Origin of the sequence: Streptomyces sp. NPDC127097, assembly GCF_042724075.1 — a bacterium.
GTDB lineage: Bacteria > Actinomycetota > Actinomycetes > Streptomycetales > Streptomycetaceae > Streptomyces.
Genome location: NZ_JBHXFI010000014.1, coordinates 1 through 26,060 on the forward strand (window position 1 = coordinate 1; position 26,060 = coordinate 26,060).

A 26,060-nucleotide genomic window follows, 5' to 3' on the forward strand; every position below is an offset into this window, starting at 1 on the left:
CAACGTCCGATTGATCGCCAACGGCGTCCGCAACTCATGCGACGCATTCGCCACGAACCGCCGCTGCGACTCAAACGCCCGGTCCAACCGGTCCAACATCTGATCGAACGTGTCCGCCAGCTCCTTCAACTCATCATCCGGACCACCCAACTCGATCCGACGATGCAAATCCGAACCCGCCACCCGCTGCGCCGTCCGCGTGATCCGCCCCAACGGCGACAACACCCGCCCCGCCATCGCATAACCAAAAGCGAACGCCACCACCGTCAGGCCGAGCAGGGCCAGCAGGGAGCGGTTGAGGAGGCTGTTGAGGGCCACCGCCCGCTGATGCTGAAGACAGCTGTTGACGGCCTCCTGGAGCAGTTGCCCGGACGTCTGGGTGGGCAGGTCACAGATGTCGCTGGTCGACTCGAACTTGCCGCCGAGGATCTTCAGCGGCAGCGCACTGCCGTCATGCAGCGCGTCCGCGGCCAGCATGTAGATGATCGTCAGCAGCACGATGCCGGCCATCAGGAACATGCCGCCGTACAGCAGCGTCAGCCGTATCCGGATGGTCGGCCGCAGCCACGGGAAGGGCCGGACGTTGACCGGCCGGGGGTCCCAGGTGGGCTTGGGCGGAGCGGCCGGCGGCGGGCCGGCCGTCTTGGAGAACGAGGGCAGGGAAGGCATCGCCGGTCAGATCCGGTATCCCGAGCCGGGGACGGTGACGATCACCGCGGGCTCGCCGAGCTTGCGCCGCAGGGTCATGACCGTGACCCGGACGACGTTGGTGAACGGGTCGGTGTTCTCGTCCCATGCCTTCTCCAGGAGCTGCTCGGCCGAGACGACCGTGCCCTCGCTGCGCATCAGGACCTCCAGCACCGCGAACTCCTTCGGTGCGAGCTGGACCTCCTTGCCGTCGCGGAAGACCTCGCGCCGGTTGGGGTCGAGCTTGATCCCGGCCCGTTCCAGGACGGGCGGCAGCGCGACGGTCGTACGGCGCCCCAGGGCGCGCACCCGCGCGGTCAGCTCGGTGAAGGCGAACGGCTTGGGAAGGTAGTCGTCCGCACCGATCTCCAGGCCCTCGACGCGGTCGCTGACGTCGCCGGAGGCGGTGAGCATCAGGACGCGGGTGGGCATCCCCAGCTCGACGATCTTGCGGCAGACGTCATCGCCGTGGACGACCGGGAGGTCACGGTCGAGGACGACGACGTCGTAGTCGTTCACCGCGATCCGTTCCAGAGCGGCAGCGCCGTCGTAGACCACGTCGACCGCCATGGCCTCCCGGCGTAGTCCGGTGGCCACCGCATCGGCGAGCAGCTGCTCGTCCTCGACGACGAGAACACGCACGTCGCTAGTCCTTCCTCAGGGCCCTTACGGGCGGGTACAACAACTGTCTGAAAGCTCTTCCATCCTGCCCCGAAGAGCCGTAAACCGGCAGTAAGAGGGGTGCGGGGCGGCCTGCGGGCGGGGCCGGGGGCCCGACGGACAGGATTCCTGGGCGGGTTGAGGTTTCCCTGAGGTGGCGGGTGGGGAGGACGACTGCACACCCGCGATCACGCCCTGTTTCTTCGGCTACTTGCCATGGACTGCTCCATCGCAGGGATCACGCCGTGATCGACCCACCCGTCGGCACACCCCCGTGCCCACCGACCCACGACGAGGGGGCGCACATGGACGCTTTCACCGCAGGCATTTTGCAGCGCATACAGAACACCGAAGCCGATCTGGACCGGGCCCGCGCTGCGGGCGATGACTTCCTCGCCGAGGTCGAGCAGGCAGAGCTTGAGGATCTTCAGCGACTGGCGACCGAGCACGGTGTGCGCATCGGAGCGGTCAGCGCCTGACCGCTCCGCCGCGCATGACGACAGCGCCCCGGCATCCAGGGGATGGTGCCGGGGCGCTGTCGTGCCCGGACGGGCGTCCGCTCAGTCGTGCCAGGCGCCGAGCTCGTCCAGCAGCGGCTGGAGCTGCGCGAAGAGCTCCGGGGAGGCCGCGAGGGTCAGCTCCAGGGCGGCCTCCCGGCCGGGGCGGCCACCGGTGAGCGCACCGGCCTCGCGGGCGATCAGCGCGCCGGCGGCGAAGTCCCAGGGGTTCAGTCCGCGCTCGTAGTAGGCGTCGAGCCGGCCGCAGGCCACATCGCACAGGTCGATCGCGGCCGAGCCGCCACGCCGGATGTCACGGACCTGCGGCAGCATCGTGCGCAGCACCTCGGCCTGGGCGGCCCGGCGCTCGGCGAGGTAGGAGAAGCCGGTGCCGAGCAGTGCCTGGGAGAGCGGCGGGGCGGGCCGGTGCCGGATGCGCTCGCCGTTGTTGAACGCGCCACGACCCAGGACGGCCTGGTAGGTCTCGCCGCGCATCGGGGCGGCGACGACCCCGACGACCACCTCGCCGTCCTTCTCCGCCGCGATGGACACGGACCAGGACGGCAGGCCGTAGAGGTAGTTGACGGTGCCGTCGACGGGGTCGATGACCCAGCGGATGCCGCTGGTGCCGTCGATGCTGGCGCCCTCCTCTCCCAGGAAGCCGTCGTCGGGGCGGCGCTCCCCGATGAAGCCGGTGATCAGCTTCTCGGAGGCGATGTCCATCTCGGTGACGACGTCGATGGGGCTGGACTTGGTGGCGGCCACGCCCAGGTCGGCGGGCCGGCCGTCGCGCAGCAGCGTCCCCGCGCGGCGGGCGGCCTCCAGGGCGATGTCGAGCAGTTCGTCGTACAGCGCTGCGGTCTGCGCCGGGTCGGTCTGCGGGGCGTCGGGGTGCTGCGGATCGGGCACGATGCTCCTTGCTCGGACGAGCGGTGGTCGGGCGGGCGTACGGGCTTACGCGGGGGCCTCGGCGACCGGGCCCCGCCAGTCGGCGCCGGCCGCCGCCGTGCGCGTGGCGCGGGCGGGGCAGCAGCCGACCGGGCACAGGTCGTGGCTCGCGCCGAGGGCGCCCAGGGCGCAGCGCTCCGGGGTGTCGCCCCGTTCGGTGGCCGCGCGCTCCAGGAGGAGGTCGCGGACGGCCGCGGCGAAGCGGGGGTCGGCGCCCACGGTGGCGGACCGGGCGACCGGCAGTCCCAGTTCGGCGGCCTTGGCGGTGGCCTCGGTGTCGAGGTCGTACTTGACCTCCATGTGGTCGGAGACGAACCCGATGGGGGCCATGACGACGGCCGGGACGCCCGCGGCGTGCTGCTCCTCCAGGTGGTCGCAGATGTCCGGCTCCAGCCAGGGGATGTGCGGGGCGCCGCTGCGGGACTGGTAGACGAGCCGCCAGGGGTGCGCCACCCCGGTCTCCGCGCGGACGGCGTCCGCGATCATCCGCGCCACGTCCAGGTGCTGGGCGACATAGGCACCGCCCTCGCCGTCCCGGGTGTGGTCGCCGGGCGTGCCGGAGGTGTCGGCGGCGGCGGTGGGGATGGAGTGCGTGGTGAAGGCCAGGTGGGCGCCGTCCCGCACGTCCTCGGGCAGTCCGGCGAGGGACGCCAGCACCCCGTCGATCATGGGGCGGAGGAAGCCGGGGTGGTTGAAGTAGTGCCGCAGCTTGTCGACCTGCGGCACCGGCAGGCCCTCTGCGCGCAGGACGGCGAGCGCGTCGGCGAGGTTCTCGCGGTACTGCCGGCAGCCCGAGTACGAGGCGTAGGCACTGGTCGCCAGGACGGCGATCCGGCGGTGACCGTCCCGCACCATGGTGCGCAGGGTGTCGGTCAGGTAGGGCGCCCAGTTGCGGTTGCCCCAGTAGACGGGCAGGTCCAGGCCGTGTGCGGCGAAGTCGCTGCGCAGCGCGTCCAGCAGTTCCCGGTTCTGGGCGTTGATCGGGCTGACGCCACCGAACAGGAAGTAGTGCTGCCCGACCTCCTTGAGACGCTCACGAGGGATGCCGCGGCCGCGGGTGACGTTCTCCAGGAACGGGACCACGTCGTCGGGGCCTTCGGGGCCGCCGAACGACAGCAGCAGCAGGGCGTCATAGGGGCTGGGATCACGCTGTTCGGGCATGCCATCGATCCTGCCACCCTTCCCACGGGGGCGGCGGGCAGGCCCCGGCGCGGGCCGGGCCGGCGGCTCCGGGGCGGCCGAAAACCGGAGGCGGCCGGTGGTTCACCGCCCGTAAGCTGTATCGGCTAAAGACATCCCTTACCGATCTTCGGTCCTCACCGGCGGAGCATCCTCGTTGCCCAGTCCCTACCGCGCCATCTTCGGCCGCCCCGGCACCAAGTCGTTCTCCGCCGCCGGACTGCTGGGCCGGATGCCCCTGGCGATGATGGGCATCGGCGTCGTCACGATGGTCTCCCAGCTCACCGGCCGCTACGGCCTGGCGGGCGCGCTCTCCGCGACCCTCGCGCTGTCCGCCGCGGTCCTCGGCCCGCAGATCTCCCGTCTGGTGGACCGGTACGGGCAGCGGCGGGTGCTGCGCCCGGCCACCCTGGTGTCGCTCACCGCGGTCGCCGGTCTGCTGCTGAGCGCACAGCAGCGCTGGGCGGACTGGCTGCTGTTCGTCTTCGCGGGCTGTGCGGGGTGTGTGCCGAGCGTCGGCTCGATGATCCGGGCGCGCTGGGCGGAGATCTACCGGGGCTCCCCGCGCGAGCTGCACACCGCGTACTCCTGGGAGTCGATGGTCGACGAGGCGTGCTTCATCTTCGGGCCGATCCTGTCCATCGGCCTGTCCACCGCCTGGTTCCCGGAGGCCGGGCCGCTGCTGGCCGCCGTCTTCCTGGGCGCCGGGGTGTTCTGGCTGACGGCGCAGCGGGCGACGGAGCCGGTGCCGCATCCGCGGGAGCAGCACACCAAGGGATCGGCGCTGCGCTCCCCCGGGCTTCAGGTGCTGGTGGTGACGTTTGTGGCGACCGGCGCGATCTTCGGAGCCATCGACGTGGTGACCGTGGCGTTCGCCGAGGAGGTCGGGCAGAAGGCCGCGGCCAGTCTGGTGCTGGCGGTCTACGCACTCGGCTCCTGTCTGGCCGGTGCCGTCTTCGGGCTGCTGCACCTCAAGGGGCATGCGTCCCGGCGGTGGGTGGTGGGGGTCTGCGCGATGGCGGTGAGCATGGTGCCGCTGCAACTGGTGGGGTCGCTGCCGCTGTTGGCCGTCGCGCTGTTCGTCGCGGGGCTGTCCATCGCCCCGACGATGGTGACCACGATGGCGCTGATCCAGGAGCATGTCCCGCGGTCGAAGCTGACCGAGGGCATGACCTGGACCAGCACCGGCATGGCGGTGGGCGTCGCGCTGGGTTCGTCGGCGGCCGGCTGGGTGGTGGATGCCGCGGGTGCCGCCCGGGGCTATCTGGTGCCGGTGTCCGCCGGTCTGCTCGCCGCGCTGGTGGCGTTCGCCGGCTACCGCAGGCTCCGTCCGCGGCCCACCTCTCCGGTGGCGGGCCCGGCCGTGGCCGGCGGGCCGCCCGGCCAGGACGGACCGGTCGCGGAGCGGCAGGACGAGGAACACGTCGCGTAGCGGAGGTCCGGCGGGGCTCGCCGGCCCGGACGTTACGGCGGAGCTCGGGCCGGACGGTGCCGTTCCGGCGGAGCTCGGGCCGGACCGGGCGGTTCCGTGGAGCTCGGGCCGGACCCGGCCGTCACGGCGGCGCCCGGGGCGACCCGGCCGTCACGGTGACACCCGGACCGGACCGGGCCGTTCCGGCGTACGGCGTGAACGGGCGCCGCCCACTTGCCTGTTACCGGCGGTACGACATGTCCGGGAGCCGGTCGGTTCCAGCCGGTTTCCCGCCCCTGTGATTCCCGTCACCCCACCCGGATGTCGTGTCGGTGACTGACATCATGCGCTCACACCAACGGCGGCCGCACGCGGCCGGCCCGCGCGCAGGGAGGGGACGTCACCATGGCAGTCAGCAGCGCCGTCGGCGGCTCGGGAGGGCGGGGGCCGACCACCGGACCCTGGCGCAACTGGGCGGGCAATGTCACCGCCCGCCCCACTCGGAGCGTGGCCCCGGCGAGCACCGAGGAACTGGTGGCCGCGATCCGCACCGCCGCCGCGGACGGGCTGACGGTCAAGGCGGCCGGCACCGGGCACTCCTTCACCCCGGTGGCCGCCACCGACGGGCTGCTGATCCGCCCCGAGCGGCTGACCGGGGTCCGCAGGGTCGACCGCGAGGCCGGGACCGTGACGGTGGCGGCCGGAACCCCGCTCAAGCACCTCAACGCGACGCTGGCCGCGCACGGGCTGTCGCTGACCAACATGGGCGACATCATGGAGCAGACCGTCTCCGGGGCGGCCGCGACCGGCACCCATGGGACGGGCCGCGACTCGGCGTCGATCGCCGCCCAGATCACCGCCCTCGAACTGATCACCGCCGACGGCTCGGTCCTGACCTGTTCCGCCGGCGAGAACCCGGAGGTCTTCACCGCGGCACGGCTGGGCCTGGGCGCGCTCGGTGTGATCAGCGAGCTCACCTTCGCCGTGGAACCGGAGTTCCTGCTGGCCGCCCGCGAGGAGCCGATGCCCTTCGCCGAAGTGGCCGACCGGTTCGACGAGCTCGTCGCCGAGAACGAGCACTTCGAGTTCTACTGGTTCCCGCACACCGGCAGCTGCAACACCAAGCGCAACAACCGTAGCCAGGGCCCGGCGGCGCCCCCCGGGAAGGTCAGTGGCTGGGTCGAGGACGAGCTGCTGTCCAACGGGGTCTTCCAGCTCGCCTGCACCGTGGGACGGGCGGTGCCGGCCGCCATACCGGGCATCGCCAAGATCTCCAGCCGCGCGCTGTCGGCCCGTACGTACACCGACATCCCCTACAAGGTGTTCACCTCGCCGCGGCGGGTGCGGTTCGTGGAGATGGAGTACGCGCTGCCCCGCGCGGCCGCGGTCGCGGCGCTGAGTGAGCTGAAGGCCCTGGTGGAGCGCTCCGACTTCAGGGTCAGCTTCCCGGTGGAGGTGCGCACCGCGCCGGCCGACGACCTTCCACTGTCCACCGCTTCGGGCCGGGACACCGTGTACCTCGCCGTGCACATGTACCGGGGAACGCCGCACCAGGCTTACTTCGCGGCCGCCGAGCGGATCATGACGGCGCACGACGGGCGCCCGCACTGGGGGAAGCTGCACACCCGCGACGCCGCGTATCTCGCCGACGTCTATCCGCGGTTCGGTGAGTTCACCGCGCTCCGCGACCGGCTGGACCCGGAGCGCCGGTTCGCCAATCCGTATCTGCGGCGGGTCCTGGGGGACTGACCGGCGACGACGGTCGTGCCGCGGCACCCGTAGGGGGCACCGGGCACGACCGTCGCGGGTCCACCCGACCGGGCGGTCCGTCCGTCGGGACGGACCCCGTGGGTCAGCAGGCACCGGGGTCGGGAAGCACCGGAGTCAGGAGGCGCCGGGCTCCGGAGCCTGGGGGCCGGACTCCTGCTGGTTGTCCCGGCCTCCCTGGTCCTCGCCTCCAGTCGAGCCGTCGCCGCTGCCGGACCCACCGTCGTCGGCGGACTCGCTCGGCGACGGCTTCGGGGACGGGGGCGTACCGGGGTCCGGCGACGACTTGTCGCCGTCGGACGGGCTCGGGTTCGGCGACGGGGAGTCGCCGTCCGTTCCCTTGCCGGTGCCGTCGTCCTCCGACGTGCCCCGGTCCGGGCTCGGCTCACCACTGTTGCCGTGGTGCCGGCCCTTCTCCGGGGAGCCGGGGTCGGGCGACTTCGACGTGCCGGGCTGCGGCCGGCTGCCTCCCCCGTTGTGGGTGAGGTAGCTCAGCGTGGTGCCCTTCTCGCCGCTCGGCGTCTGCCCGGTGATCAGCTCGGTGCCGGTGACCACCCCCATGGCGAGCACGAAGACCGCGAGCGCACCGAGCGCCGGCCGCTTCCAGCCGCGCAGCCGGGTGCCGTACGTCGTGGTGCTGAGTTCCTGGGGCGGTCCGGCCGGGTGCCGTGCCGGCCGGCCGGCCGGGTGGGCGGCTGCCCGGTCCGGCGCCATGGTCCGCTCGTCGAGGCGCGGTACCAGCTGCGTCCGGTCGGCGGGCCGCTCCGGGCCCGCGCCGTCCGCCGTGCGCTGAGCGCCGATCGCGCCGCTGTCGGCGGGCCGCAGCATCCGCGTCGCGTCGTCGGACCGTTCTTCCGGATGGGCACTCGCCGGATCACGGCGGCGGGCCTGCTCGGCCCGCGGGATCAGCTGGGTGCGGGCCGTGTCGCGCCCGGGTGTCCTGGCGGCGACGGAGGTGACCTGGTCCTCCGTGCCCTGCTTGTCGAAGGTCGGCAGCACCATCGTGGAACCGGCCTGCCGAGCGTGCGGTGCGGTGGATCGATTGCGGGTGACGGAGGAGCGGCGTGGCTTCGGCCGGGTCGTGACCGTCGCCTCCTTGAGCTGTTCGCCGGTGCGCCGGAACAGGTGGTGGAATATCGAGCCGCCGGTCGTGGCCACGACACTGACCAGACCCGCGCCGATGATGGTTCCGTAGACGCCGAGCCGGCCCGCGAGGTACGCGGCGACGGCCGCAGCGAGTGCGCTGCCGGCAACCTGAGCGACGCTCAGGTCTATCCGCTTCTCCTTCTTCTTCGTGTCGGTTTCGGTTTCTTCGTCCATCTCCTACCTTTGATAGCCCCTTCGATCCATCTTGCATGGAGAAGTGACCATTCGGCGGAGCCATTGGTTCCGAATTTGGGGAATCTGTGAAACTCGCCACCTGAGCTCCAGGTAGAGAGGTCGACAAGACGACCGAACACCCTTGCCCGCCCAGAAGTTCGGCGGCGCGGCGGTCCACCTAAGTGGTCCAAATGGAGTACTGTGGCGAGCCCTGGCCCCGGTTCCCGTCCGGCTGCCCGGAACCCGCGGGAGGGGCCCTGAAGGCGGCACTCGCCCGGGGCGCCGCCGCTCGGCACGGGTGCACGGCGACAGGCAAGGGACACGGTCACTGAGCGTGGCGAACAGGTAACCGTGTCATAACGGCGTTTCAGGGCCAAGCCCCGACACGCCGGGCAACTCGGCAATGTTGTGGCAGGCTGCACCCGGGCAGGCCACACTCGACTAGCGGAAGCAGCGACGCACGTGACGTCGGCAGGCACCACCCGGGAGGTCCCCATGCCCGAACTGCGTGTCGTGGCCGTCTCCAACGACGGCACACGGCTGGTGCTCAAAGCTGCGGACAGCACCGAGTACACGCTTCCGATCGACGAACGGCTGCGTGCCGCCGTCCGCAACGACCGTGCGCGGCTCGGCCAGATCGAGATCGAGGTCGAGAGCCATCTGCGCCCACGGGACATCCAGGCGCGTATAAGAGCAGGTGCCTCCGCGGAAGAGGTCGCCCAGCTCGCCGGCATCCCCGTCGACCGGGTGCGCCGCTTCGAGGGCCCGGTGCTCGCCGAGCGCGCGTTCATGGCCGAGCGGGCCCGTAAGACCCCGGTACGGCGCCCCGGCGAGAACACCGGCCCGCAGCTCGGTGAGGCGGTCGCGGAGCGGCTGCTGCTGCGCGGCGCCGACAAGGAGAGCGTCCAGTGGGACTCCTGGCGCCGGGACGACGGCACCTGGGAGGTGCTGCTGGTCTACCGCGTCGCGACCGAACCGCACTCGGCGAGCTGGACCTACGACCCGCCGCGGCGGCTCGTCCAGGCCGTGGACGACGAGGCGCGGGCCCTGATCGGCGAGAGCGACGACACGCCCGAGCCGAGCTTCCCGTTCGTACCGCGGATCGCGCGGCTGCCGCGCGACCGGCCGCTGGACCGCGCCCTGGACCGGCAGTCGTCCGAGCGTGGCGAGCGCGCCGCGCAGTCCGGCGGGGAGGACGACGAGCCGCGGGTCGTGGAGGAGGCCGCCGGTGAGCGGGAGCGGGATTCGCTGACCAGCCTGCTGGAGGCGGTGCCGAGCTTCCGTGGCGACATGGTCGTACCGGAGAGCGTGAAGTCGCCGCAGAGCGACGAGGAGTCCGAGGCCGAGGTCGAGGAGCCGCCCGCCCCGGCGGCGAGTGCGGGCGCGGGTTCCGCGTACGCCGATGTGCTGATGCCGCGCGCGGTGGCCGGGCATCGTGACCGGCTGACCGGGACGACGGACCGGCAGGCCGAGGCGGACGGCGTACGCCCCGGGCGCCGGGCCGCGGTGCCCAGTTGGGACGAGATCGTCTTCGGCACCCGGCGCAAGAAGCCGGAGTAACGGGGCCGCCGGCCCCCAAGCGCGTCAACTCGTCCGCCCGTCCCGGTTTGCCGGGGCGGGCGGACGGGCGTGCTACGGGGCCCGCGGGTGCTCAGCCGGGCTGCGGGCCGGTGGCGACCGGACGGGACGGGTCGGCCGACCACTCGCTCCAGGAGCCGACGTACAGCGCGGCGGGGATGCCCGCGACCGCGAGGGCCAGCACCTGATGCGCCGCGGAGACCCCGGAACCGCAGTAGACGCCGACCTCGACGTCCGCGGTGGCACCCAGCGACGCGAACCGCTTGGCCAGGTCCGCGGCGTCACGGAAGACGGTGTCCCCCTCGACGACGTTCTCGGTGGTCGGCGCGGACACCGCGCCCGGGATGTGGCCGGCGACCCGGTCGATGGGCTCGACCTCGCCGCGGTAGCGCTCGGCGGCCCGGGCGTCCAGCAGGATGCCGCGACGGGCGACGGCGGCCGCGTCGTCCGCCATGAGCAGCGGCAGCGCGCCCGGCAGTGGCGTGAAGTCACCGGTCGGCGGGGCCGGTTGCTCGGTGCTCAGCGCGCCGCCGGACGCCTGCCAGGCGGCGAGACCGCCGTCCAGCACCCGCACCTCGGGGTGACCGGTCCAGCGCAGCAGCCACCAGGCGCGGGCGGCCGCCCAGCCCTGGCCGCCGTCGTAGACGACCACGGGGCGGTCCGCGCGGACCCCGGCGGCCCGCATGGCCTCGGCGAAGACATCGAGGTCGGGCAGCGGGTGACGGCCGGCCGGGCCGGGGGGTGAGGCCAGTTCACTGTCGAGGTCGACATAGACCGCGCCGGGTACATGGCCGGCCGCGTACTCGGGGCGGCCGGGCGGCCCGCCGAGCTGATAGCGGACGTCCAGAAGCACCGGAGGGGTGGGCCGCGCCAACTCGCTCGCGAGTTCGGTAGCGGTGATGATGGCATTCATAGGACTCATCCTTGCGTAGCGACGACTACGTACAGAAGGTGGGTGCCCACCCTCCGTATGGCGCAGTTACACCCTGCCGTAACTCCGCTGAAACGGCTGGGGAACCCTAAAACGGGCATTCTCCCTCGCGAACGTGTCATGGACGGCGCGGCCGGGGCGCACACGAGGTCACCGGGTGCGAGCATCTGCACGGGACCCGCGCCCGTACCGCACAGGGTCAGCACCCGATGCTCCGAGGAGAGAGTGACCATGACGACCGAGGCAGCGACCCGGCGGATGCCCGGCGCGCCCTGCTGGGTGAGCCTGCTGGCCCACAGCCTGCCCGTGACGCAGGAGTTCTACGGGGCGCTGTTCGGCTGGGAGTTCCGCCCGGGGCCGCAGCACTTCGGGCCGTACTCCCGGGCCTTCCTCGACGGCCGGGAAGTCGCCGGGGTCGGCGAACTGGCGCCCGACCGCCACCTCCCGGTCTCCTGGACCACGTATCTGGCCAGCGACGACGCGGATGTGACCGCCGAACAGATCCGTTCCTGCGGTGGGACGGTGGGCGTCGGACCGCTGGACGCCGAGGACGACACCGGGCGGATGGCCATCGCTTCCGACCCGCAGGGGGCGATCTTCGGGGTCTGGCAGGGCAGGTCGATGATGGGCACCGCGTTCACCGGTGAGCCGGGCACCGCGGTGTGGAACGAGCTGGTCACCCAGGACACCGCCGCCGTCGGGCCGTTCTACGAGCATGTCTTCGGTTTCGAGGCGGAGCCGCTGTCCCCGGACGACTCCGCCGACTTCGACTATCTGACGCTGCATCTCAAGGACCATCCGGTCGCGGGCATCCACGGGGTGGGCAGCGCCCTGCCACGTGACCGGGGCTCCCACTGGATGACGTACTTCGCCGTCTCCGATACGGACGCGGCGGTGCGCCGGGTGACCGAGCTGGGCGGGCATGTGCTGGACGGCCCCCACGACTCCGCGCACGGCAGGCTGGCGACCGTCTCCGACAGTGAGGGCGCCGTCTTCACACTCATCCAGCGGCGCTGACGGCCGGTCACCGCATCCGCCGGAGGCCGGCTCCCGTCCGTCGGCAGCCGCTACTTCGCGTGGTCGACCGGCAGGACGTCCGGGGAGAGCGCGACCGCTCGGGCGGACGCCGAGGTCTGGCGGCGGCGGTGGTGCCGCCGGCACAGCACCTCGTAGCCGACCTCGGCCGGTGGACCGCCGGCGTCCCCGACGACGTCGCCGACCACGACCTGGGCGCCCTCGACGACCATCCGGCTGCCGACCGTGCGGGCGTTGTGCGTGGCGCGGGCGCCGCACCAGCACAGCGCCTCGACCTGAAGCACCTCGACCCGGTCGGCCAGTTCGACCAGACGCTGCGATCCGGGGAAGAGCTTGCTGCGGAAGTCGGTGCTGATACCGAAGGCGAACACGTCCAGTGCGAGGTCGTCGACGACCCGGGCGAGCTGGTCGATCTGTTCGGGGGCGAGGAACTGGGCCTCGTCGGCGATGACGTAGTCGACCCGGCCGCCGGAGGAGAGATGGCCGACGACATGCGCGTAGAAGTCCATGTCGTCCGCCGCCTCCACGGCCTCGGTGACCAGCCCGAGGCGGGAGGAGAGCTTGCCGTGGCCGGCCCGGTCGTTGCGGGTGTAGATCATTCCCTGCAAGCCACGGGACGAGCGGTTGTGCTCGATCTGTAGAGCCAGTGTCGACTTGCCGCAGTCCATCGTTCCGGAGAAGAACACCAGCTCGGGCATGGGAAGTTGCGGGCCTTTCGGGCTCGTGAGGGGGCGGGGCGACGGGCGGGCGGCCGTACGGGTCAGGTGCGGACTTCCAGGAGCGGCACCAGCTGCTCCACCGGGGTCATGGAGCCGTGCATCCCGACCATCTCCGACTCCCGGGGCTCTCGTTCCGTCGCGATGATCACCATGTCGGCATGGGCGGCCGCGACGACGTCGCCGATCCGGGCACGCACCCGGTCGTCGACCTGCGGTCCGAACCACCCCGCGGCGATGGCCTCTTCGCGACTGGCCACCCACATCTGCTCACCGACCACCTCGCGCCATACGGCGAGCACATCGGCGGCCGCGCCGGGGTGGGCGTACACATGCCGGGCCCGGCCCTCGCCGCCCAACAGGCGTACGCCGGCGCGCAGTTCCCAGTCCTCGTCGAAGTCGATCCGGGAATCGGGGTCGAAGGGGATGTCGATCATGCCGTGGTCGGCGGTGATGTAGAGGGCGCTGCGCGGCGGCAGCTGCTCGGCCAGCCGCTGGGCGAGCCGGTCGACGTACATCAACTGGCCGCGCCAGGCGTCGGAGTTGACGCCGTAGCGGTGTCCCTTGCCGTCGACCTCGGAGTAGTACGTGTAGACCAGCGAACGGTCACCGGCGGCGAGCTGCTCGGCGGCGAGGTCCATCCGCTCCTCGCCGGAGAGCCGGCCGTGGAAGGTGCCGCCGCTGAGCGCGACCTTGGTGAGCGGGGTGTGCTGGAAGTTCGGCGCGGAGACCTGGCAGGTGTGGATGCCGGCGGCGTCCGCGAGCTGGAAGACCGTCGGATACGGCTGCCAGACGTAGGGGTCGGTCCACGGGTACCAGCGCAGCTGGTTCATCAGGGCGCCGGTCGCCGGGTCCTCGCAGGTGTAGCCGGGCAGGCCGTGGGCGCCCGGCGGCAGGCCGGTGCCGACCGAGGCGAGGGAGGTGGCGGTGGTGGACGGGAAGCCCGCGGTGAGCGGACGGCCGCTGCCGTTGAACGACGTGCCCAGCAGCGAGGTGAGGAACGGTGCCTCCTCCGGGTGCGCACGCAGCAGTTCCCAGCCGAGGCCGTCGATCAGGAAGACACAGGCCCGGTCGGCGGGGGCCAGCTCCATCGCGCCGGCGGTGCCGGGTATGCCCAGGCCGGTGGCGATGGTGGGCAGCAGATCGGCGAGGGAGGCGGTGCCGTATTGGGGTACCGGGGCGCTGAGCGGGTCGAGCGGTTCGGGTTCCGGCCAGGCGGGGGCGGTGTGGACCATCAGCGGGTGGTGGTGGCCGCGGTGGCCTCGGAGAGCGCCTGGGCGAAGGTGAGCGTCTCGCGCACCGAGTCCGGCCCGTCCCCGGCCTCGCTGACCCGCAGCGAGAGGTCGTCGGCGGTGGAGGAGCCCGTGTAGCCGTGGTCCGCCTCGCAGTTGGGGTCGCCGCAGGCGGCCGGCTCCAGGTCCAGGCGGGCGACCGCGCCCCAGCCGATGGTCAGCACGACCTCGCGGGGCAGCTGGCCCGGGGTGTACGACTCGGGGTTGGCGACCACCCGGCTGAGCACCACGGAGGAGATCCGGCCCAGCTTGACGGACTCGGTGGAGGTGGTGGCGTACGGCGACGGGGAGGTGGCGTCGGCGGCCTGCTCGTCGGTGTGGCTGACGATGAAGCGGGTGCCGGTCAGGACCAGGACCGTGACATGGCGGCGGACCTCGTTGGCGTCGAAGGTCGTCTCCTGATGGACGAGGTACGACACCACCGGCTCACCGCCGACCGCGGCCTGCACCGCCTCGGCCACGAGCGTCGGGTAATAGCCACTGCGCTCGATCGCCGCGCGCAGCCCCTGGGTCGTCGTACCGGTCTTAGCCATGGAGTCCATCTTACGGGGCGTACCGGGCCGCGAGAGCCTCAGTAGACGGGCAGCCGGCGGGGGCCGAGGTCGGTGGTGGCGGGGGGCCTGGCCAGCCGGACGGTCGCGCCGAGGACGGAAAGGCCGTGGGCTGCGACGACGACCGGTTCGAGGTCCACGCCGACGACCTCGGGGTGGTCGTCGACGAGCCGGGAGACGCGCAGCAGCAGCTCCGCCAGGGCGGCGGTGTCCACGGGCTGGGAGCCGCGCCAGCCGAACAGCAGCGGGGCGGCGCGGATCGAGCGGATCTGCTCGGCGACCTCGCGGTCGGTGGCGGGGATGAGGCGGTGGGCGATGTCGCCGAGCAGCTGGGAGGGCGCCCCGGCGAGGCCGAAGGAGAGGACGGCGCCGGCGGCCGGGTCGATGGCGGCACGGACGACCGTGTCCACGCCGCGCGGCACCATGGACTGGACGACCGGGCGCAGCTCCTCCGGGGAGCCGAGGAAGTCGGTCAATTCGGCATAGGTCCGGCGGAGTTCGGCCTCGCCGGCGATGTCCAGGCGTACGCCGCCGAGATCGGGGCGGTGGCGCAGATGGGGTGCGGTCGTCTTCAGGGCCACCGGATAGCCGAGGCGGGCGGCGGCGCGGACGGCGGTGTCGGGGTCGGGGGCCGGGAGGACGGGAAGGGTGTGGATGCCATAACGGGCGAGCAGGGCTTCGGCGTCCTGGGGCGGCACGGGGACCGACCGGCCACTGGGGACGTCGGGGGTGAGCCGGTCCAGGAGGCGGTCGATGTCGGCGCCGGCCTGGGCCTCCTGGATGTCGTCGTACTCCGGTACCCGCCCCGGGTCGGCGGCCTCGCGGCGCCAGGCGGCGTAGCGGACGGCCTCGGCGAGCGAGCGGACGGCGCGCTCGGCGGCCGGGTAGGCGGGGATCCGGAGGGGCTCCCGACGGGGGCGGCGCGGGGGGTCGGCCTCGGCGTCGCGGGCCGGGGGCGTCTGGCGTGCGGTGAGGGTGGGAGGCGGGCCCGTGGGGGCCGGGGGGCGTGCGGCGCGGGAGGGGGCGGGCGGGACGGACGGGGGCGCCGGGGCCGGGTCCGCGGGGCGGGCCGCCGGCTCGGGGTCGTCCCCGACGGGAGCCGTGGTCCCGGCCGGTTGGGCCGGTGCCGCGAGCGTCTCCGCCAGGTCGTCCATCGCGAGGTGGACGACCGTGACCGGCTTCTGCGGGTGGGCGGTCGCGGCGGTGCGCAGGGCGTCGGCGAGCGCGGCGCCCTCACTGCCGCCCGGGGAGACGGCGGCCCCCTCCCCCACCCAGGGAATGGCCGTGACGACCACGGCATCGCAGCCGTCGGCGGACAGCGCCTCGGCGAGCGCGGCCCGGAAGTCGTCCGGTGACGCGGCGGAGGCCAGGACGCGGGGGCGCTGCGGGCGCAGCCCCTCGGTCAGGCAGGCGTCGTACGCCAGCAGCGCCAGCGACTCGGAGTTGCCGAGGATGGCGATCCGGGGGCCGGCCGGCAGCGGCTGGGAGGCCAGCAGCAGCCCGGCGTCGATCAGCTCGGTGACCGTGTCGACGCGGATCACGCCGGCCTGGCGCATCAGGGCGGCGACGGTGCTGTCGGGGACCCGGACGGTGGGCACCGCATGGCCGGGCGGGGCGGTGCCGTTGTGGCGGGCACCCTTGGCGACCACCACCGGTTTGACGGCGGCGGTGCGGCGGGCGAGGCGGGCGAATTTGCGGGGGTTGCCGATGGACTCCAGATAGAGGATCACGACGTCGGTGTCCGGGTCCTCGTACCAATACTGGAGCAGGTCGTTGCCGGAGACGTCGGCGCGGTTGCCGGCCGAGACGAAGGCGGAGACACCGGCGATCCCGCCGTCACCGGGGCCGCGCGCATGGAGTCCGCTGAGCAGGGCGATGCCGATGGCGCCGGACTGGGTGAACAGGCCGATGTGGCCCGCGCCGGGCATCCGCGGGGCGAGCGAGGCGTTCAGCCGGATGTCGGGGGCGGTGTTGATCAGGCCGAAGGCGTTGGGCCCGATCAGCCGCATGCCGTACGACCGGGCCTGCCGGAGCAGGGCGCGCTGCCGCTCCCGGCCGTCCGGGCCCGCCTCCGCGTAACCGGAGGACAGGACCAGCACCCCCTGGACGCCGTGCTCGCCGCAGTCACGGATCACCTCGGGGACGCTGTCGGCGGGGACGGCGATGACGGCGAGGTCGACCGGGTCGGTGATCTCCCGCAGAGCGCGGACGGCCGGCACGCCTTCGGGGTCGAGCCGCCGCAGATCCTCGGGGAAGGCGTGGTTGACGGCGTGCACCCGGCCCGTGAAGCCGGAGTCCAGGAGGCTGCGCAGGGCGGTGCGGCCGACGCCGCCAGGCGTCCGGCCGGTGCCGATCACGGCGACCGAGCCCGGCGCGAGCAGCCGTTGCACGGAGCGGGCCTCGGCGCGCTGCTCACGGCCGCGCATCACGGCCATGGACTGCTCGGTCGGCTCCAGGTCGAACTCGAGACGGACCACGCCGTCCTCGAAGGTGCGCTTGTGGGTGTAGCCGGCGTCCGTGAACACCTTGATCATCTTGGAGTTCGCGGGGAGCACCTCGGCGGCGAACCGGCGGATGCCGCGTTCGCGGGCGACGGCCGCGATGTGCTCCAGGAGGGCGGAGGCGACGCCGCGGCCCTGGTGGGCGTCCTGGACGAGGAAGGCGACCTCGGCCTGGTCGTCCTCGGGGTCCTTGGCGGGCAGGCCCTGGTCGTTGATCCGGTCGTAGCGGACGGTGGCGATGAACTCGCCGCCGACCGTGGCGGCGAGCCCGACCCGGTCGATGTAGTCGTGGTGGGTGAAACGGTGCACATCGCGGTCGGACAGGCGAGGGTAGGGCGCGAAGAAGCGGTAGTACTTCGACTCGTCCGAGACCTGCTCGTAGAAGGAGACCAACCGCTCGGCGTCGTCGGGGGTGATGGGGCGGATCCGCGCCGTGCCGCCGTCACGCAGCACCACGTCGGCTTCCCAGTGGGTCGGGTACGCGTGCTCCGGCGGCGTCTGCATGCGGACAGCGTACGACCGGCCACCGACAACCGACCCGGCGCGCGTACGCTCGGGGTGCGGGGCAGGCCGGGACCCCGTCGGACGTACGGCCGGCCGGGCCTTCCCCGGGCACCACGGCCGCGCGGACCGGAACGCAGGGCTGGTGGACCACGCCCGGCAACATGAGAGACTGGTCTAGACAACTGTCACGACTTTGAAGGGCAACACCATGGCAGAGCGCCGCGTCAATGTCGGTTGGGCCGAGGGCCTGCACGCCCGCCCCGCGTCGATCTTCGTCCGTGCGGCCACCGCCTCCGGCGTCCCGATGACGATCGCCAAGGCTGATGGCAACCCCGTCAACGCGGCCTCCATGCTCGCGGTCCTCGGCCTCGGCGCCCAGGGCGGCGAGGAGATCGTACTGGCCTCCGACGCCGAGGGCGCCGAAGCCGCCCTGGACCGTCTCGCCAAGCTCGTCGCCGAGGGTCTCGAGGAGCTCCCCGAGACCGTCTGAGTCCGCCAGGACTTCTGCTGCCTGCGGCGGCCCCGCAGTGGTGACCGGATCGGTTGCCGCTGTGGGGCCGTTTCGCTGTGCGCATTCCCATGGGCATGAAGGAGGGACGGATGCGCGGAAATTCCGGGCGGACCGCCATCCGGGGTGATGGCGACCGCTTCACGGGATCCGTGGCGACCGCTATTCACGAGCCGCCCGGAAAAGCGCACGCCATTGAACGCACGCGGCCCCGGCATAAACAGGAATGCCCAAATGCAGGCCCGGATCGCATAAAAGACCACCCCGCGCCGCGGCTGCTTTTTCGCGACTCTTTGTATACGGGGCGATTGTTAAGGGCGGACGCGCGCCGTGTTGACGGGTCGTTTCGGATCCCTCACCTCGGGGGCGGCGGGGCGCCGCAGCCGGTAGACGGGAAGCGAGCGCTCGACATGAGCCGCCATCAGGGCGCGCGCCCGTTCCGCGTCTCCCCGGGCCACCGCGTCCAGCACCGCGCCGTGTTCGTCCCAGGACTCACCTGCCCGGGGCGGCAGTTCCACCGTGTACATCCACTCGATCTTGCGGCGCAGCTGGGTCAGCAGCGCCGTCAGACTGGGGCTGCCGACCGCCTGAGCAAGCGTTTCGTGGAACCAGCCGTCCAGTTGGCGCAGATCCGCGGGGTTGCCGTGACGGGCCCGCTCGCGGCCGAGGCGTACCAGGCCGCGGAGCACCTTGAGGTGGGCCGGGCTGCGGCGGGCGGCCGCGCGGGCGGCGCCCAGCGGCTCCAACAGGGCGCGGATGTCCAGGAGGTCGGCGGCCTCCTGCTCGGTGGGCTCGGCGACGCAGGCGCCCGCGTGGTGGCGGGTGGTGACGAAGCCCTCGGACTGAAGGGTGCGCAGTGCTTCGCGCACCGGCACTCTGGAGACTCCGTATCGGGCCGCCAGGATCTCCTCGATCAGCCGGCTCCCCGGCGCCAGCGCGCCGGAGACAATGTCGTCGCGAATCGCCGTGCACACCGCATGCGCGGAAATATGGCCTCGCATCTTCCGTGCCTCCGCCGTAATCCCCTGAAAACGCCGCCGGTCGGCGACTTTTCCGTGACTCTATTCGACCGGCACGGCTTTTCCGACGGCGTCCGGTTATTCATGGATAGTTTTTGGCCGGAAGTCGCGGGCCGGCGGCGTAACCGGTGCGCGCACCCCACTCCGGATACGCCGGAGCCCCGGCCGTGGGACCGGGGCTCCGGAAGGACGCTCGGCGTGGGGCAGGCCCCATAGGGGCGCGGCGCCGGCGCGGCGCGGGATCAGACGTTGACGCCGTGCCCGCGCAGGTAGGCGACCGGGTCGATGTCCGAGCCGTAGTCGGCGCCGGTGCGGGCCTCGAAGTGCAGGTGCGGGCCGGTGACGTTGCCGGTGGCGCCGGAGAGGCCGATCTGCTGGCCCGGGGTGACCTGCTGGCCGACCGAGACACCGAGCGACGACAGGTGGCCGTACTGGGTGTACGTGCCGTCGTTCATCTTGATCACGATGTTGTTGCCGTACGAGCCGCCCCAGCCGGCCTCGACGACGGTGCCCGAGCCGACCGCGTGGACGCTGGTGCCGGAGGCGGCGTGGAAGTCGATGCCGGTGTGGCTGCCGGAGGACCACAGGCCGCTGGATGCCTTGTAGGAGGTGGAGACGTAGGAGTCGGCAATGGGGGCGACGAAGGCGTTGAGGCGCTTGCGCTCCGCGTCACGGGCGGCGCGCACCTTGGCCTCGTGGGCGGCCTTGGCCTTCTTCTTCTCCGCCTCGGCACGCCGCTTGGCCTCGTCGGCCTGCTTCTTGGCGACGGCCTCGGCCTTCGCTCTCGCCGCGGCGATCTCGGCGTCGGCCTGCTGCGCGTCGGCCTGGGCCTCGACCCGGCTGGCGAGCTCGTCCCCCAGCACGACGGCCTGCTGGAGTCCGGTGTCGTGCGGGCGTGCCTCGTCCGTCGCGGCCAGCGCCGGCGAGGCCACGGAAGCAACCACACCACCGGCCGCGAGGGTGGCTATGCCGGCGATGTTGCGGCCCGTCTTGGCGGGACGGCTCGTGCGACGGTGCTTCCCGGTGGCCCGGATGAACGCCATGTGCTGGCTTGTCCTTTCCCTCCTTCTCGCCTACCGGGTTAGCTGACGGGTTCGGAGCAGGAAGGTCTCCTACGGACTCCTCGGAGAGGAGCCCGATTCACCCCAAGGGACATGTGGGTCCCCGGCTCCCCTGGCTCGCGCCGTACGGGGACTCGGCGATGACTGCCCGGTGCCACTGTTGTGGCGGACTTGTGACGAACAGCCGGACCGACGCTAAACGGGGCAACTTTCAATCGGCAAACAGATCAGCTTTTTTGTGCGGGATGCCACAAGAACCAGGGCACCAGCCGCGATAAACCGGACATACAGCGGCTCCCGTGGCCGATAAGCACCACAGGAGCCGCATGTCGATATATGACCTTCCGTCACACCGGCGGGACTAGCCGCTGACGACGGTCACCTCACCGATGCCCAGACTCTTGACCGGCTCGGCGATCTGTGCCGCATCGCCCACCAGGACCGTCACCAGCCGGTCCACGGGGAAGGCGTTGACCGCGGCCGCGGTCGCCTCGACCGTGCCGGTCTCCGCGAGGCGGGCGTACAACTGCGCCTGGAAGTCGTCCGGCAGCTGCTGCTCCACCTGGTCGGCGAGGGTGCCCGCGACGGCGGCCGCGGTCTCGTACTTCAGCGGCGCGACCCCGACGAGGTTCTGTACGGCGACATCGCGCTCCTCGTCCGTCAGCCCCTCTGCCGCGAGGGTGCGCAGCACCTTCCACAGGTCCTCGAGCGCCGGGACGGTGGAGCCGGTATCCACCGAGCCGCTGATGGCCAGCAGCGCGGCACCTGTGGACCCTTCCGGGGAGCTGGGGGCGGTGGAGCGCAGCACCTGGCCGAAGGCCCGCACACCGTAGGTGTAGCCCTTCTCCTCCCGCAGCACGCGGTCCAGACGGGAGGTGAGGGTGCCGCCCAGGCAGTACGTGCCGAGGACCTGCGCGGGCCACACCCGGTCGTGCCGGTCGGCACCGATACGGCCGATGAGCAGCTGCGTCTGGACGGCCCCGGGGCGGTCCACGATCACCACCCGGCCGGTGTCGTCGGCGACGATCGGCGCGGCCGTCAGCGGCTCGGCCGTGGAGCCGGTCCAGGCGCCGAGGGTGCCGGCGAGCGCCGCGTCGAGGTCGACACCGGTGAGGTCACCGACAATGACGGCGGTGGCCGTGGCGGGCCGTACATGGGCGTCGTAGAAGGCCCGGACGGCCGCGGCGTCGATCCGCGCGACGGTCTCCTCGGTGCCCTGCCGCGGCCGCGACATACGGGCGGTGGCCGGGAACAGCTCCTTGGACAGCGCCATCGCGGCACGGCGGGCCGGGTTGGCGAGCTCGTGCGGGATCTCGTCGAGGCGGTTGCGGACCAGCCGCTCGACCTCGCTCTCCGGGAAGGCGGGCGCCCGCAGCGCGTCGGCGAGCAGGCCGAGGGCACGGTTCAGCCTGGACACCGGCACCTCGAGGGAGACCCGTACGCCGGGGTGGTCGGCGTGCGCGTCCAGAGTGGCGCCGCAGCGTTCCAGCTCGGCGGCGAACTCCTCCGCGTCGAGCGTGTCGGTGCCCTCGGACAGCGCCCGCGCCATGATCGTGGCGACGCCGTCCAGCCCCTCGGGTTCGGCGTCCAGCGGCGCGACGAGGTTGATCTCGACGGCGACGACCTGCTGGCCGGGACGGTGGCTCGTCAGGAGGGTGAGCCCGTTGGGCAGTTGGCTGCGCTCGGGGGCAGGGAAGGCCCACGGTTTGGGCGCGCCCCCCTGGGGCTGCGGGTGGAAGTCCATGGTGCTCACGGGAGAATCGGCGTGGGTGGTGGCGTCGCTCACTGGTCCGCCTCCCCTTCCTCGGTGTCGGCGGCGTCGGACGGCTCGGTGGGCTCGTAGACGAGCACCGCGCGGTTGTCGGGGCGCAGCCGGGCCTTGGCGACGGCCTGCACCTCCTCCGGGGTGATGTCCAGCACGCGCTGGACGGCGGTCAGCGCGAGCTGCGGGTCACCGAACAGGACGGCGAAGCGGCACAGTTCGTCGGCGCGGCCGCTGACCGTGGCCAGCCGGTCGAGCCACTCGCGCTCCAGCTGGGCCTGCGCCCGCTCCATCTCTTCCGGCGTCGGCCCCTCGGCGGCGAACCGGGCCAGCTCCTCGTCGACCGCACGCTCGATGTCGGGAACCTCGACCCCGCCGGACGTCTTCACGTCCAGCCAGCCCAGCGAGGGGGCGCCGGCCAGCCGCAGCAGGCCGAAGCCGGCGGCGACGGCGCTGCGGTCGCGGCGCACCAGCCGGTTGTACAGGCGGGAGGACTCGCCGCCGCCCAGAATGGTCAGCGCCAGGTCCCCGGCGTCCGCCTCACGGGTGCCGTCGTGCGGCAGGCGGTAGGCCGCCATCAGGGCGCGGGAGGGCACGTCCTCCTCGACGACCTCGCGCAGCTCGCGGCCGAGGACGTCGGGCAGGGTGCCGTCCCGGGGCGGCTGCTTGCCGTCGTGCGAGGGGATCGAACCGAAGTACTTCTCGATCCAGGCCAGCGTCCGCTCGGGGTCGATGTCGCCGACGACCGACAGGACGGCGTTGTTGGGCGCGTAGTACGTGCGGAAGAACGCCCGCGCGTCCTCCAGGGACGCCGCGTCCAGGTCGGCCATCGACCCGATGGGGGTGTGGTGGTACGGGTGGCCCTCGGGGTACGCCATGGCCGTGAGCTTCTCGAAGGCCGTGCCGTAGGGGACGTTGTCGTAGCGCTGGCGGCGCTCGTTCTTGACGACGTCGCGTTGGTTCTCCAGTGACTCTTCGTCGAGCGCGGTCAGCAGCGAGCCCATCCGGTCCGCCTCCAGCCAGAGCGCGAGCTCCAGCTCATGGGCGGGCATGGTCTCGAAGTAGTTGGTGCGCTCGAAGCTGGTGGTGCCGTTGAGCGAGCCGCCGGCGCCCTGCACCAGCTCGAAGTGGCCGTTGCCCTTCACCTGCGCGGAACCCTGGAACATCAGATGCTCGAAGAGGTGAGCCAGGCCCGTACGGCCCTTGACCTCGTGGCGGGAGCCGACGTCGTACCAGAGACACACCGCCGCGACCGGGGTCAGGTGGTCTTCGGAGAGCACCACGCGCAGGCCATTGGCCAGCCGGTGCTCGGTCGCTGTCAGGCCGCCGGAGCCGGCTTGTTCTGTGGCCGTGTGACCCATGGGCATGTACGTCCCTTCGATCCGCTTGCGAGGAAGTTCTGTCACTGTATGCAAGCGCGTCGGCATCTGGCGAAGTTCCCGTCCGGCCGGCCCCGAACGTACGGTGCGCTCGGCTCCCGCGGGGCCGAAGGGGGAGTCGCGGTCGGCGTTGTCAGTGGCGCGGTCCACAATGGTCCGCGTCAGACTCAGACATACTCGCGGGTCGATCCCCCAGCTGGTTGACCCGACTGGTTGACCCGACGCTTTCCCGACATCGGCAGTAGACGCAGCAGAAGGAGCCGCAGCCGCGATGGCCCGCCGCAGCACGAAGACCCCGCCGCCGGACGACTTCGAGGAGAGGATCCTCGACATCGACGTCGTCGACGAGATGCAGGGTTCCTTCCTTGAGTACGCGTATTCGGTCATCTACTCGCGTGCCCTCCCGGACGCCCGCGACGGCCTCAAGCCCGTGCACCGCCGCATTCTGTACCAGATGAACGAAATGGGGCTGCGCCCCGACCGCGGCTACGTCAAGTGCGCCCGCGTCGTCGGTGAGGTGATGGGTAAGCTCCACCCGCACGGCGACGCCTCGATCTACGACGCGCTGGTGCGCATGGCGCAGTCGTTCTCCATGCGGCTGCCGCTGGTGGACGGCCACGGCAACTTCGGTTCCCTGGGCAATGACGACCCGCCCGCCGCGATGCGGTACACCGAGTGCCGGATGGCGTCCGCCACGTCCCTGATGACGGAGTCCATCGACGAGGACACCGTCGACTTCTCGCCGAACTACGACGGCCAGGAGCAGGAACCGGCCGCCCTTCCTGCCGCGTATCCGAACCTCCTCGTCAACGGCGCCTCCGGTATCGCCGTCGGTATGGCGACGAACATGCCGCCGCACAACCTGGGCGAGGTCATCGCCGCGGCCCGCCATCTGATCAAGCACCCCAACGCCGATCTCGACACCCTGATGCGCTTCGTGCCGGGTCCCGATCTGCCGACGGGCGGCCGGATCGTGGGTCTCGGCGGCGTACGGGACGCCTACGAGAAGGGCCGTGGCACGTTCAAGATCCGTGCGACGGTCACCGTGGAGAACGTCACCGCCCGCCGCAAGGGCCTGGTCGTCACCGAACTCCCCTTCACCGTCGGCCCCGAGAAGGTCATCTCCAAGATCAAGGACCTGGTCGGTTCGAAGAAGCTCCAGGGCATCGCCGACGTCAAGGACCTCACCGACCGCGAACACGGCCTGCGGCTGGTGATCGAGGTCAAGAACGGCTTCAACCCCGAGGCCGTATTGGAGCAGCTCTACAAGCTCACGCCGATGGAGGAGTCCTTCGGCATCAACAACGTCGCGCTGGTGGACGGCCAGCCGCTGACGCTGGGCCTCAAGGAGCTGCTGGAGGTCTATGTCGACCACCGCTTCAATGTGGTGCGGCGGCGCAGCGAGTTCCGGCGGACCAAGCGGCGCGACCGTCTCCACCTGGTCGAGGGCCTGCTGACGGCCCTGGTGGACATCGATGAGGTCATCCGCCTCATCCGCTCCAGCGAGAACAGCGCACAGGCCAAGGAGCGGCTGATCGAGCGCTTCTCGCTGAGCGACATCCAGACGCAGTACATCCTCGACACCCCGCTGCGCCGACTGACCAAGTTCGACCGTATCGAGCTGGAGTCGGAGCGTGACCGGCTCCAGGACGAGATCGAGAAGCTGACGGTGATCCTGGAGTCGGACACCGAGCTGCGCAAGCTGGTCTCCGGCGAGCTGGCCGCGGTCGCGAAGAAGTACGGCACGGACCGGCGCACGGTCCTGCTGGAGTCGGCGGGCCCCGCGGTCGGGGCGGTGCCGCTGGAGGTCTCCGACGACCCGTGCCGGGTGCTGCTCTCGTCGACAGGGCTGCTGGCGCGCACCGTCACCGGGGACATGACCTTCGACGTCGACGCCAAGCGCGTCAAGCACGATGTGATCGTTTCGGCGGTGCCGGCGACGACCCGTGGCGAGGTGGGGGCGGTGACGTCCCTGGGCCGGCTGCTGCGGATCTCGGTGATCGACCTGCCACAGCTCCCGGAGACCGCGGCGGCGCCGAGCCTCTCCGGTGGTGCGCAGCTTTCGGAGTTCCTCACTCTGGAGGACGGCGAGGAGCTGGTCTGTCTGACCACGCTGGACGAGTCCTCGCCGGGCCTGGCCCTCGGCACGGCACAGGGCGTCGTCAAGCGGGTGGTGCCCGACTACCCGGCCAACAAGGAGGAGTTGGAGGTCATCACCCTCCGGGAGGGCGACCGCATCGTGGGCGCGGTCGAGCTGCGCACCGGTGAGGAGGACCTGGTCTTCATCACCAACGAGGCGCAGCTGCTGCGCTATCCGGCGTCGCAGGTGCGGCCGCAGGGCCGGCCCGCGGGCGGTATGACGGGCATCAAGCTGGGCGAGGGCGCGACGGTGATCTCGTTCGCCGCGGTCGATCCGGCCACCGACGCCATGGTGTTCACGGTCGCCGGCTCGCACGGCACACTGGACGACTCGGTGGCGACGGCCAAGCTCACCCCGTTCGACCAGTACCCGCGCAAGGGCCGGGCGACCGGCGGGGTGCGCTGTCAGCGGTTCCTGAAGGGCGAGGACTGTCTGACCCAGGCGTGGGCGGTGCCCGCGCCGGTACGGGCCGCGGACGCCAAGGGCAGTCCGGTCGAGCTGCCGGAGGTGGATCCGCGCCGGGACGGCTCGGGGGTGCCGCTGACGAAGCCGGTGGCGGCGCTGGCGGGGCCGGTGTAACCGGTAGCCGCGAGGACAGACGTGCTCGACGCCGT

Annotated in this window: 21 protein-coding genes and 1 riboswitch; of the genes, 7 read left to right on the forward strand and 14 right to left on the reverse strand. The window is 72.0% G+C overall.

Translation table 11 applies throughout. The features are described 5' to 3' along the window. Both ACFWJW_RS13705 and ACFWJW_RS13710 read right to left on the reverse strand, forming a co-directional pair. Positions 1 to 669, reverse strand: a 669-nt coding sequence (locus ACFWJW_RS13705) for a HAMP domain-containing protein (RefSeq protein WP_367802539.1), incomplete at its 3' end; no start/stop codon positions are given. A 6-nt stretch (positions 670 to 675) separates the two neighbouring features. Next, the gene (locus ACFWJW_RS13710; RefSeq protein ID WP_006602630.1) at positions 676 to 1,329 is read right to left on the reverse strand and encodes a response regulator transcription factor; all 654 of its coding nucleotides are present in this window, start codon (positions 1,327 to 1,329) and stop codon (positions 676 to 678) included. A gap of 323 nt (positions 1,330 to 1,652) precedes the next feature. Here ACFWJW_RS13710 and ACFWJW_RS13715 point away from each other — a divergent pair, with 323 nt between their 5' ends. After that, positions 1,653 to 1,826 (forward strand): hypothetical protein, encoded by a 174-nt coding sequence (locus ACFWJW_RS13715; protein ID WP_387239407.1) that lies wholly within the window; start codon positions 1,653 to 1,655, stop codon positions 1,824 to 1,826. Between the two features lie 81 nt (positions 1,827 to 1,907). Here ACFWJW_RS13715 and ACFWJW_RS13720 read toward each other — a convergent pair whose 3' ends face one another. After that, complete coding sequence (locus ACFWJW_RS13720) at positions 1,908 to 2,753, reverse strand: inositol monophosphatase family protein (RefSeq protein WP_387239409.1); 846 nt, start codon at positions 2,751 to 2,753, stop codon at positions 1,908 to 1,910. A 45-nt stretch (positions 2,754 to 2,798) separates the two neighbouring features. Continuing rightward, positions 2,799 to 3,953 (reverse strand): ferrochelatase, encoded by a 1,155-nt coding sequence (locus ACFWJW_RS13725; protein WP_387239413.1) that lies wholly within the window; start codon positions 3,951 to 3,953, stop codon positions 2,799 to 2,801. A 175-nt stretch (positions 3,954 to 4,128) separates the two neighbouring features. On the opposite strand from ACFWJW_RS13725, the gene ACFWJW_RS13730 reads away from it, so the two are divergent. Then, positions 4,129 to 5,403: an MFS transporter gene (locus ACFWJW_RS13730; protein ID WP_387239416.1), complete on the forward strand. Its 1,275-nt coding sequence runs from the start codon at positions 4,129 to 4,131 to the stop codon at positions 5,401 to 5,403. Between the two features lie 384 nt (positions 5,404 to 5,787). Then, entirely contained in the window at positions 5,788 to 7,131 is a 1,344-nt protein-coding gene (locus ACFWJW_RS13735) for a D-arabinono-1,4-lactone oxidase (protein WP_387239419.1), read from the forward strand. Between the two features lie 135 nt (positions 7,132 to 7,266). Here ACFWJW_RS13735 and ACFWJW_RS13740 read toward each other — a convergent pair whose 3' ends face one another. Next, positions 7,267 to 8,469, reverse strand: coding sequence for a hypothetical protein (locus ACFWJW_RS13740; RefSeq protein ID WP_387239422.1), 1,203 nt, complete (start codon positions 8,467 to 8,469; stop codon positions 7,267 to 7,269). Between the two features lie 495 nt (positions 8,470 to 8,964). On the opposite strand from ACFWJW_RS13740, the gene sepH reads away from it, so the two are divergent. Further along, positions 8,965 to 10,029, forward strand: coding sequence for a septation protein SepH (gene sepH, locus ACFWJW_RS13745; protein ID WP_387239425.1), 1,065 nt, complete (start codon positions 8,965 to 8,967; stop codon positions 10,027 to 10,029). A 91-nt stretch (positions 10,030 to 10,120) separates the two neighbouring features. On the opposite strand, the gene ACFWJW_RS13750 is transcribed toward sepH, so the two are convergent. After that, complete coding sequence (locus ACFWJW_RS13750) at positions 10,121 to 10,960, reverse strand: sulfurtransferase (RefSeq protein ID WP_387239428.1); 840 nt, start codon at positions 10,958 to 10,960, stop codon at positions 10,121 to 10,123. Positions 10,961 to 11,209: 249 nt separating this feature from the next. Here ACFWJW_RS13750 and ACFWJW_RS13755 point away from each other — a divergent pair, with 249 nt between their 5' ends. Continuing rightward, entirely contained in the window at positions 11,210 to 11,995 is a 786-nt protein-coding gene (locus ACFWJW_RS13755; RefSeq protein ID WP_387239432.1) for a VOC family protein, read from the forward strand. Between the two features lie 50 nt (positions 11,996 to 12,045). On the opposite strand, the gene ACFWJW_RS13760 is transcribed toward ACFWJW_RS13755, so the two are convergent. The 4 genes from ACFWJW_RS13760 to ACFWJW_RS13775 all read right to left on the reverse strand — a co-directional run bounded on the left by ACFWJW_RS13760 (position 12,046) and on the right by ACFWJW_RS13775 (position 17,577). Beyond that, entirely contained in the window at positions 12,046 to 12,711 is a 666-nt protein-coding gene (locus ACFWJW_RS13760) for a thymidine kinase (protein WP_387239435.1), read from the reverse strand. 62 nt (positions 12,712 to 12,773) lie between these two features. Beyond that, complete coding sequence (locus tag ACFWJW_RS13765) at positions 12,774 to 13,964, reverse strand: alkaline phosphatase family protein (RefSeq protein WP_190146529.1); 1,191 nt, start codon at positions 13,962 to 13,964, stop codon at positions 12,774 to 12,776. Beyond that, positions 13,964 to 14,554, reverse strand: coding sequence for a DUF5998 family protein (locus ACFWJW_RS13770; RefSeq protein WP_006602644.1), 591 nt, complete (start codon positions 14,552 to 14,554; stop codon positions 13,964 to 13,966). Before ACFWJW_RS13770 ends, ACFWJW_RS13765 begins: the two co-directional genes overlap by 1 nt. A 38-nt stretch (positions 14,555 to 14,592) precedes the next feature. Continuing rightward, positions 14,593 to 17,577, reverse strand: coding sequence for a GNAT family N-acetyltransferase (locus ACFWJW_RS13775; RefSeq protein ID WP_387239439.1), 2,985 nt, complete (start codon positions 17,575 to 17,577; stop codon positions 14,593 to 14,595). 208 nt (positions 17,578 to 17,785) lie between these two features. Here ACFWJW_RS13775 and ACFWJW_RS13780 point away from each other — a divergent pair, with 208 nt between their 5' ends. After that, on the forward strand, positions 17,786 to 18,067 hold the full coding sequence (locus ACFWJW_RS13780) for an HPr family phosphocarrier protein (RefSeq protein ID WP_026170334.1): 282 nt from the start codon (positions 17,786 to 17,788) through the stop codon (positions 18,065 to 18,067). Between the two features lie 329 nt (positions 18,068 to 18,396). Here the strand turns inward: ACFWJW_RS13780 and ACFWJW_RS13785 are convergent, their stop codons facing one another. The 4 genes from ACFWJW_RS13785 to ACFWJW_RS13800 all read right to left on the reverse strand — a co-directional run bounded on the left by ACFWJW_RS13785 (position 18,397) and on the right by ACFWJW_RS13800 (position 23,288). Further along, entirely contained in the window at positions 18,397 to 19,086 is a 690-nt protein-coding gene (locus tag ACFWJW_RS13785) for a GntR family transcriptional regulator (RefSeq protein WP_386684959.1), read from the reverse strand. Between the two features lie 260 nt (positions 19,087 to 19,346). After that, positions 19,347 to 20,147, reverse strand: coding sequence for a M23 family metallopeptidase (locus ACFWJW_RS13790; RefSeq protein WP_387239444.1), 801 nt, complete (start codon positions 20,145 to 20,147; stop codon positions 19,347 to 19,349). 12 nt (positions 20,148 to 20,159) lie between these two features. Then, positions 20,160 to 20,315: riboswitch (cyclic di-AMP (ydaO/yuaA leader) on the reverse strand. A 211-nt stretch (positions 20,316 to 20,526) separates the two neighbouring features. After that, the gene (locus ACFWJW_RS13795; protein ID WP_387239680.1) at positions 20,527 to 21,909 is read right to left on the reverse strand and encodes a M16 family metallopeptidase; all 1,383 of its coding nucleotides are present in this window, start codon (positions 21,907 to 21,909) and stop codon (positions 20,527 to 20,529) included. A gap of 38 nt (positions 21,910 to 21,947) precedes the next feature. Beyond that, positions 21,948 to 23,288, reverse strand: coding sequence for a M16 family metallopeptidase (locus ACFWJW_RS13800; RefSeq protein ID WP_387239683.1), 1,341 nt, complete (start codon positions 23,286 to 23,288; stop codon positions 21,948 to 21,950). A 289-nt stretch (positions 23,289 to 23,577) separates the two neighbouring features. On the opposite strand from ACFWJW_RS13800, the gene ACFWJW_RS13805 reads away from it, so the two are divergent. Further along, positions 23,578 to 26,025, forward strand: a complete 2,448-nt coding sequence (locus ACFWJW_RS13805; protein WP_387239447.1) for a DNA topoisomerase (ATP-hydrolyzing) subunit A — start codon at positions 23,578 to 23,580, stop codon at positions 26,023 to 26,025. Positions 26,026 to 26,060: the final 35 nt, after the last annotated feature.

Coding starts and splice junctions, on each gene's coding strand:
- ACFWJW_RS13715 (WP_387239407.1), top strand. CDS start 1,653: ATGGACGCTTTCACCGCAGGCATTTTGCAGCGCATACAGAACACCGAA.
- ACFWJW_RS13725 (WP_387239413.1), bottom strand. CDS start 3,953: ATGCCCGAACAGCGTGATCCCAGCCCCTATGACGCCCTGCTGCTGCTG.
- ACFWJW_RS13735 (WP_387239419.1), top strand. CDS start 5,788: ATGGCAGTCAGCAGCGCCGTCGGCGGCTCGGGAGGGCGGGGGCCGACC.
- ACFWJW_RS13740 (WP_387239422.1), bottom strand. CDS start 8,469: ATGGACGAAGAAACCGAAACCGACACGAAGAAGAAGGAGAAGCGGATA.
- sepH (WP_387239425.1), top strand. CDS start 8,965: ATGCCCGAACTGCGTGTCGTGGCCGTCTCCAACGACGGCACACGGCTG.
- ACFWJW_RS13750 (WP_387239428.1), bottom strand. CDS start 10,960: ATGAATGCCATCATCACCGCTACCGAACTCGCGAGCGAGTTGGCGCGG.
- ACFWJW_RS13755 (WP_387239432.1), top strand. CDS start 11,210: ATGACGACCGAGGCAGCGACCCGGCGGATGCCCGGCGCGCCCTGCTGG.
- ACFWJW_RS13760 (WP_387239435.1), bottom strand. CDS start 12,711: ATGCCCGAGCTGGTGTTCTTCTCCGGAACGATGGACTGCGGCAAGTCG.
- ACFWJW_RS13765 (WP_190146529.1), bottom strand. CDS start 13,964: ATGGTCCACACCGCCCCCGCCTGGCCGGAACCCGAACCGCTCGACCCG.
- ACFWJW_RS13770 (WP_006602644.1), bottom strand. CDS start 14,554: ATGGCTAAGACCGGTACGACGACCCAGGGGCTGCGCGCGGCGATCGAG.
- ACFWJW_RS13775 (WP_387239439.1), bottom strand. CDS start 17,577: ATGCAGACGCCGCCGGAGCACGCGTACCCGACCCACTGGGAAGCCGAC.
- ACFWJW_RS13780 (WP_026170334.1), top strand. CDS start 17,786: ATGGCAGAGCGCCGCGTCAATGTCGGTTGGGCCGAGGGCCTGCACGCC.
- ACFWJW_RS13785 (WP_386684959.1), bottom strand. CDS start 19,086: ATGCGAGGCCATATTTCCGCGCATGCGGTGTGCACGGCGATTCGCGAC.
- ACFWJW_RS13790 (WP_387239444.1), bottom strand. CDS start 20,147: ATGGCGTTCATCCGGGCCACCGGGAAGCACCGTCGCACGAGCCGTCCC.
- ACFWJW_RS13795 (WP_387239680.1), bottom strand. CDS start 21,909: ATGGACTTCCACCCGCAGCCCCAGGGGGGCGCGCCCAAACCGTGGGCC.
- ACFWJW_RS13800 (WP_387239683.1), bottom strand. CDS start 23,288: ATGGGTCACACGGCCACAGAACAAGCCGGCTCCGGCGGCCTGACAGCG.
- ACFWJW_RS13805 (WP_387239447.1), top strand. CDS start 23,578: ATGGCCCGCCGCAGCACGAAGACCCCGCCGCCGGACGACTTCGAGGAG.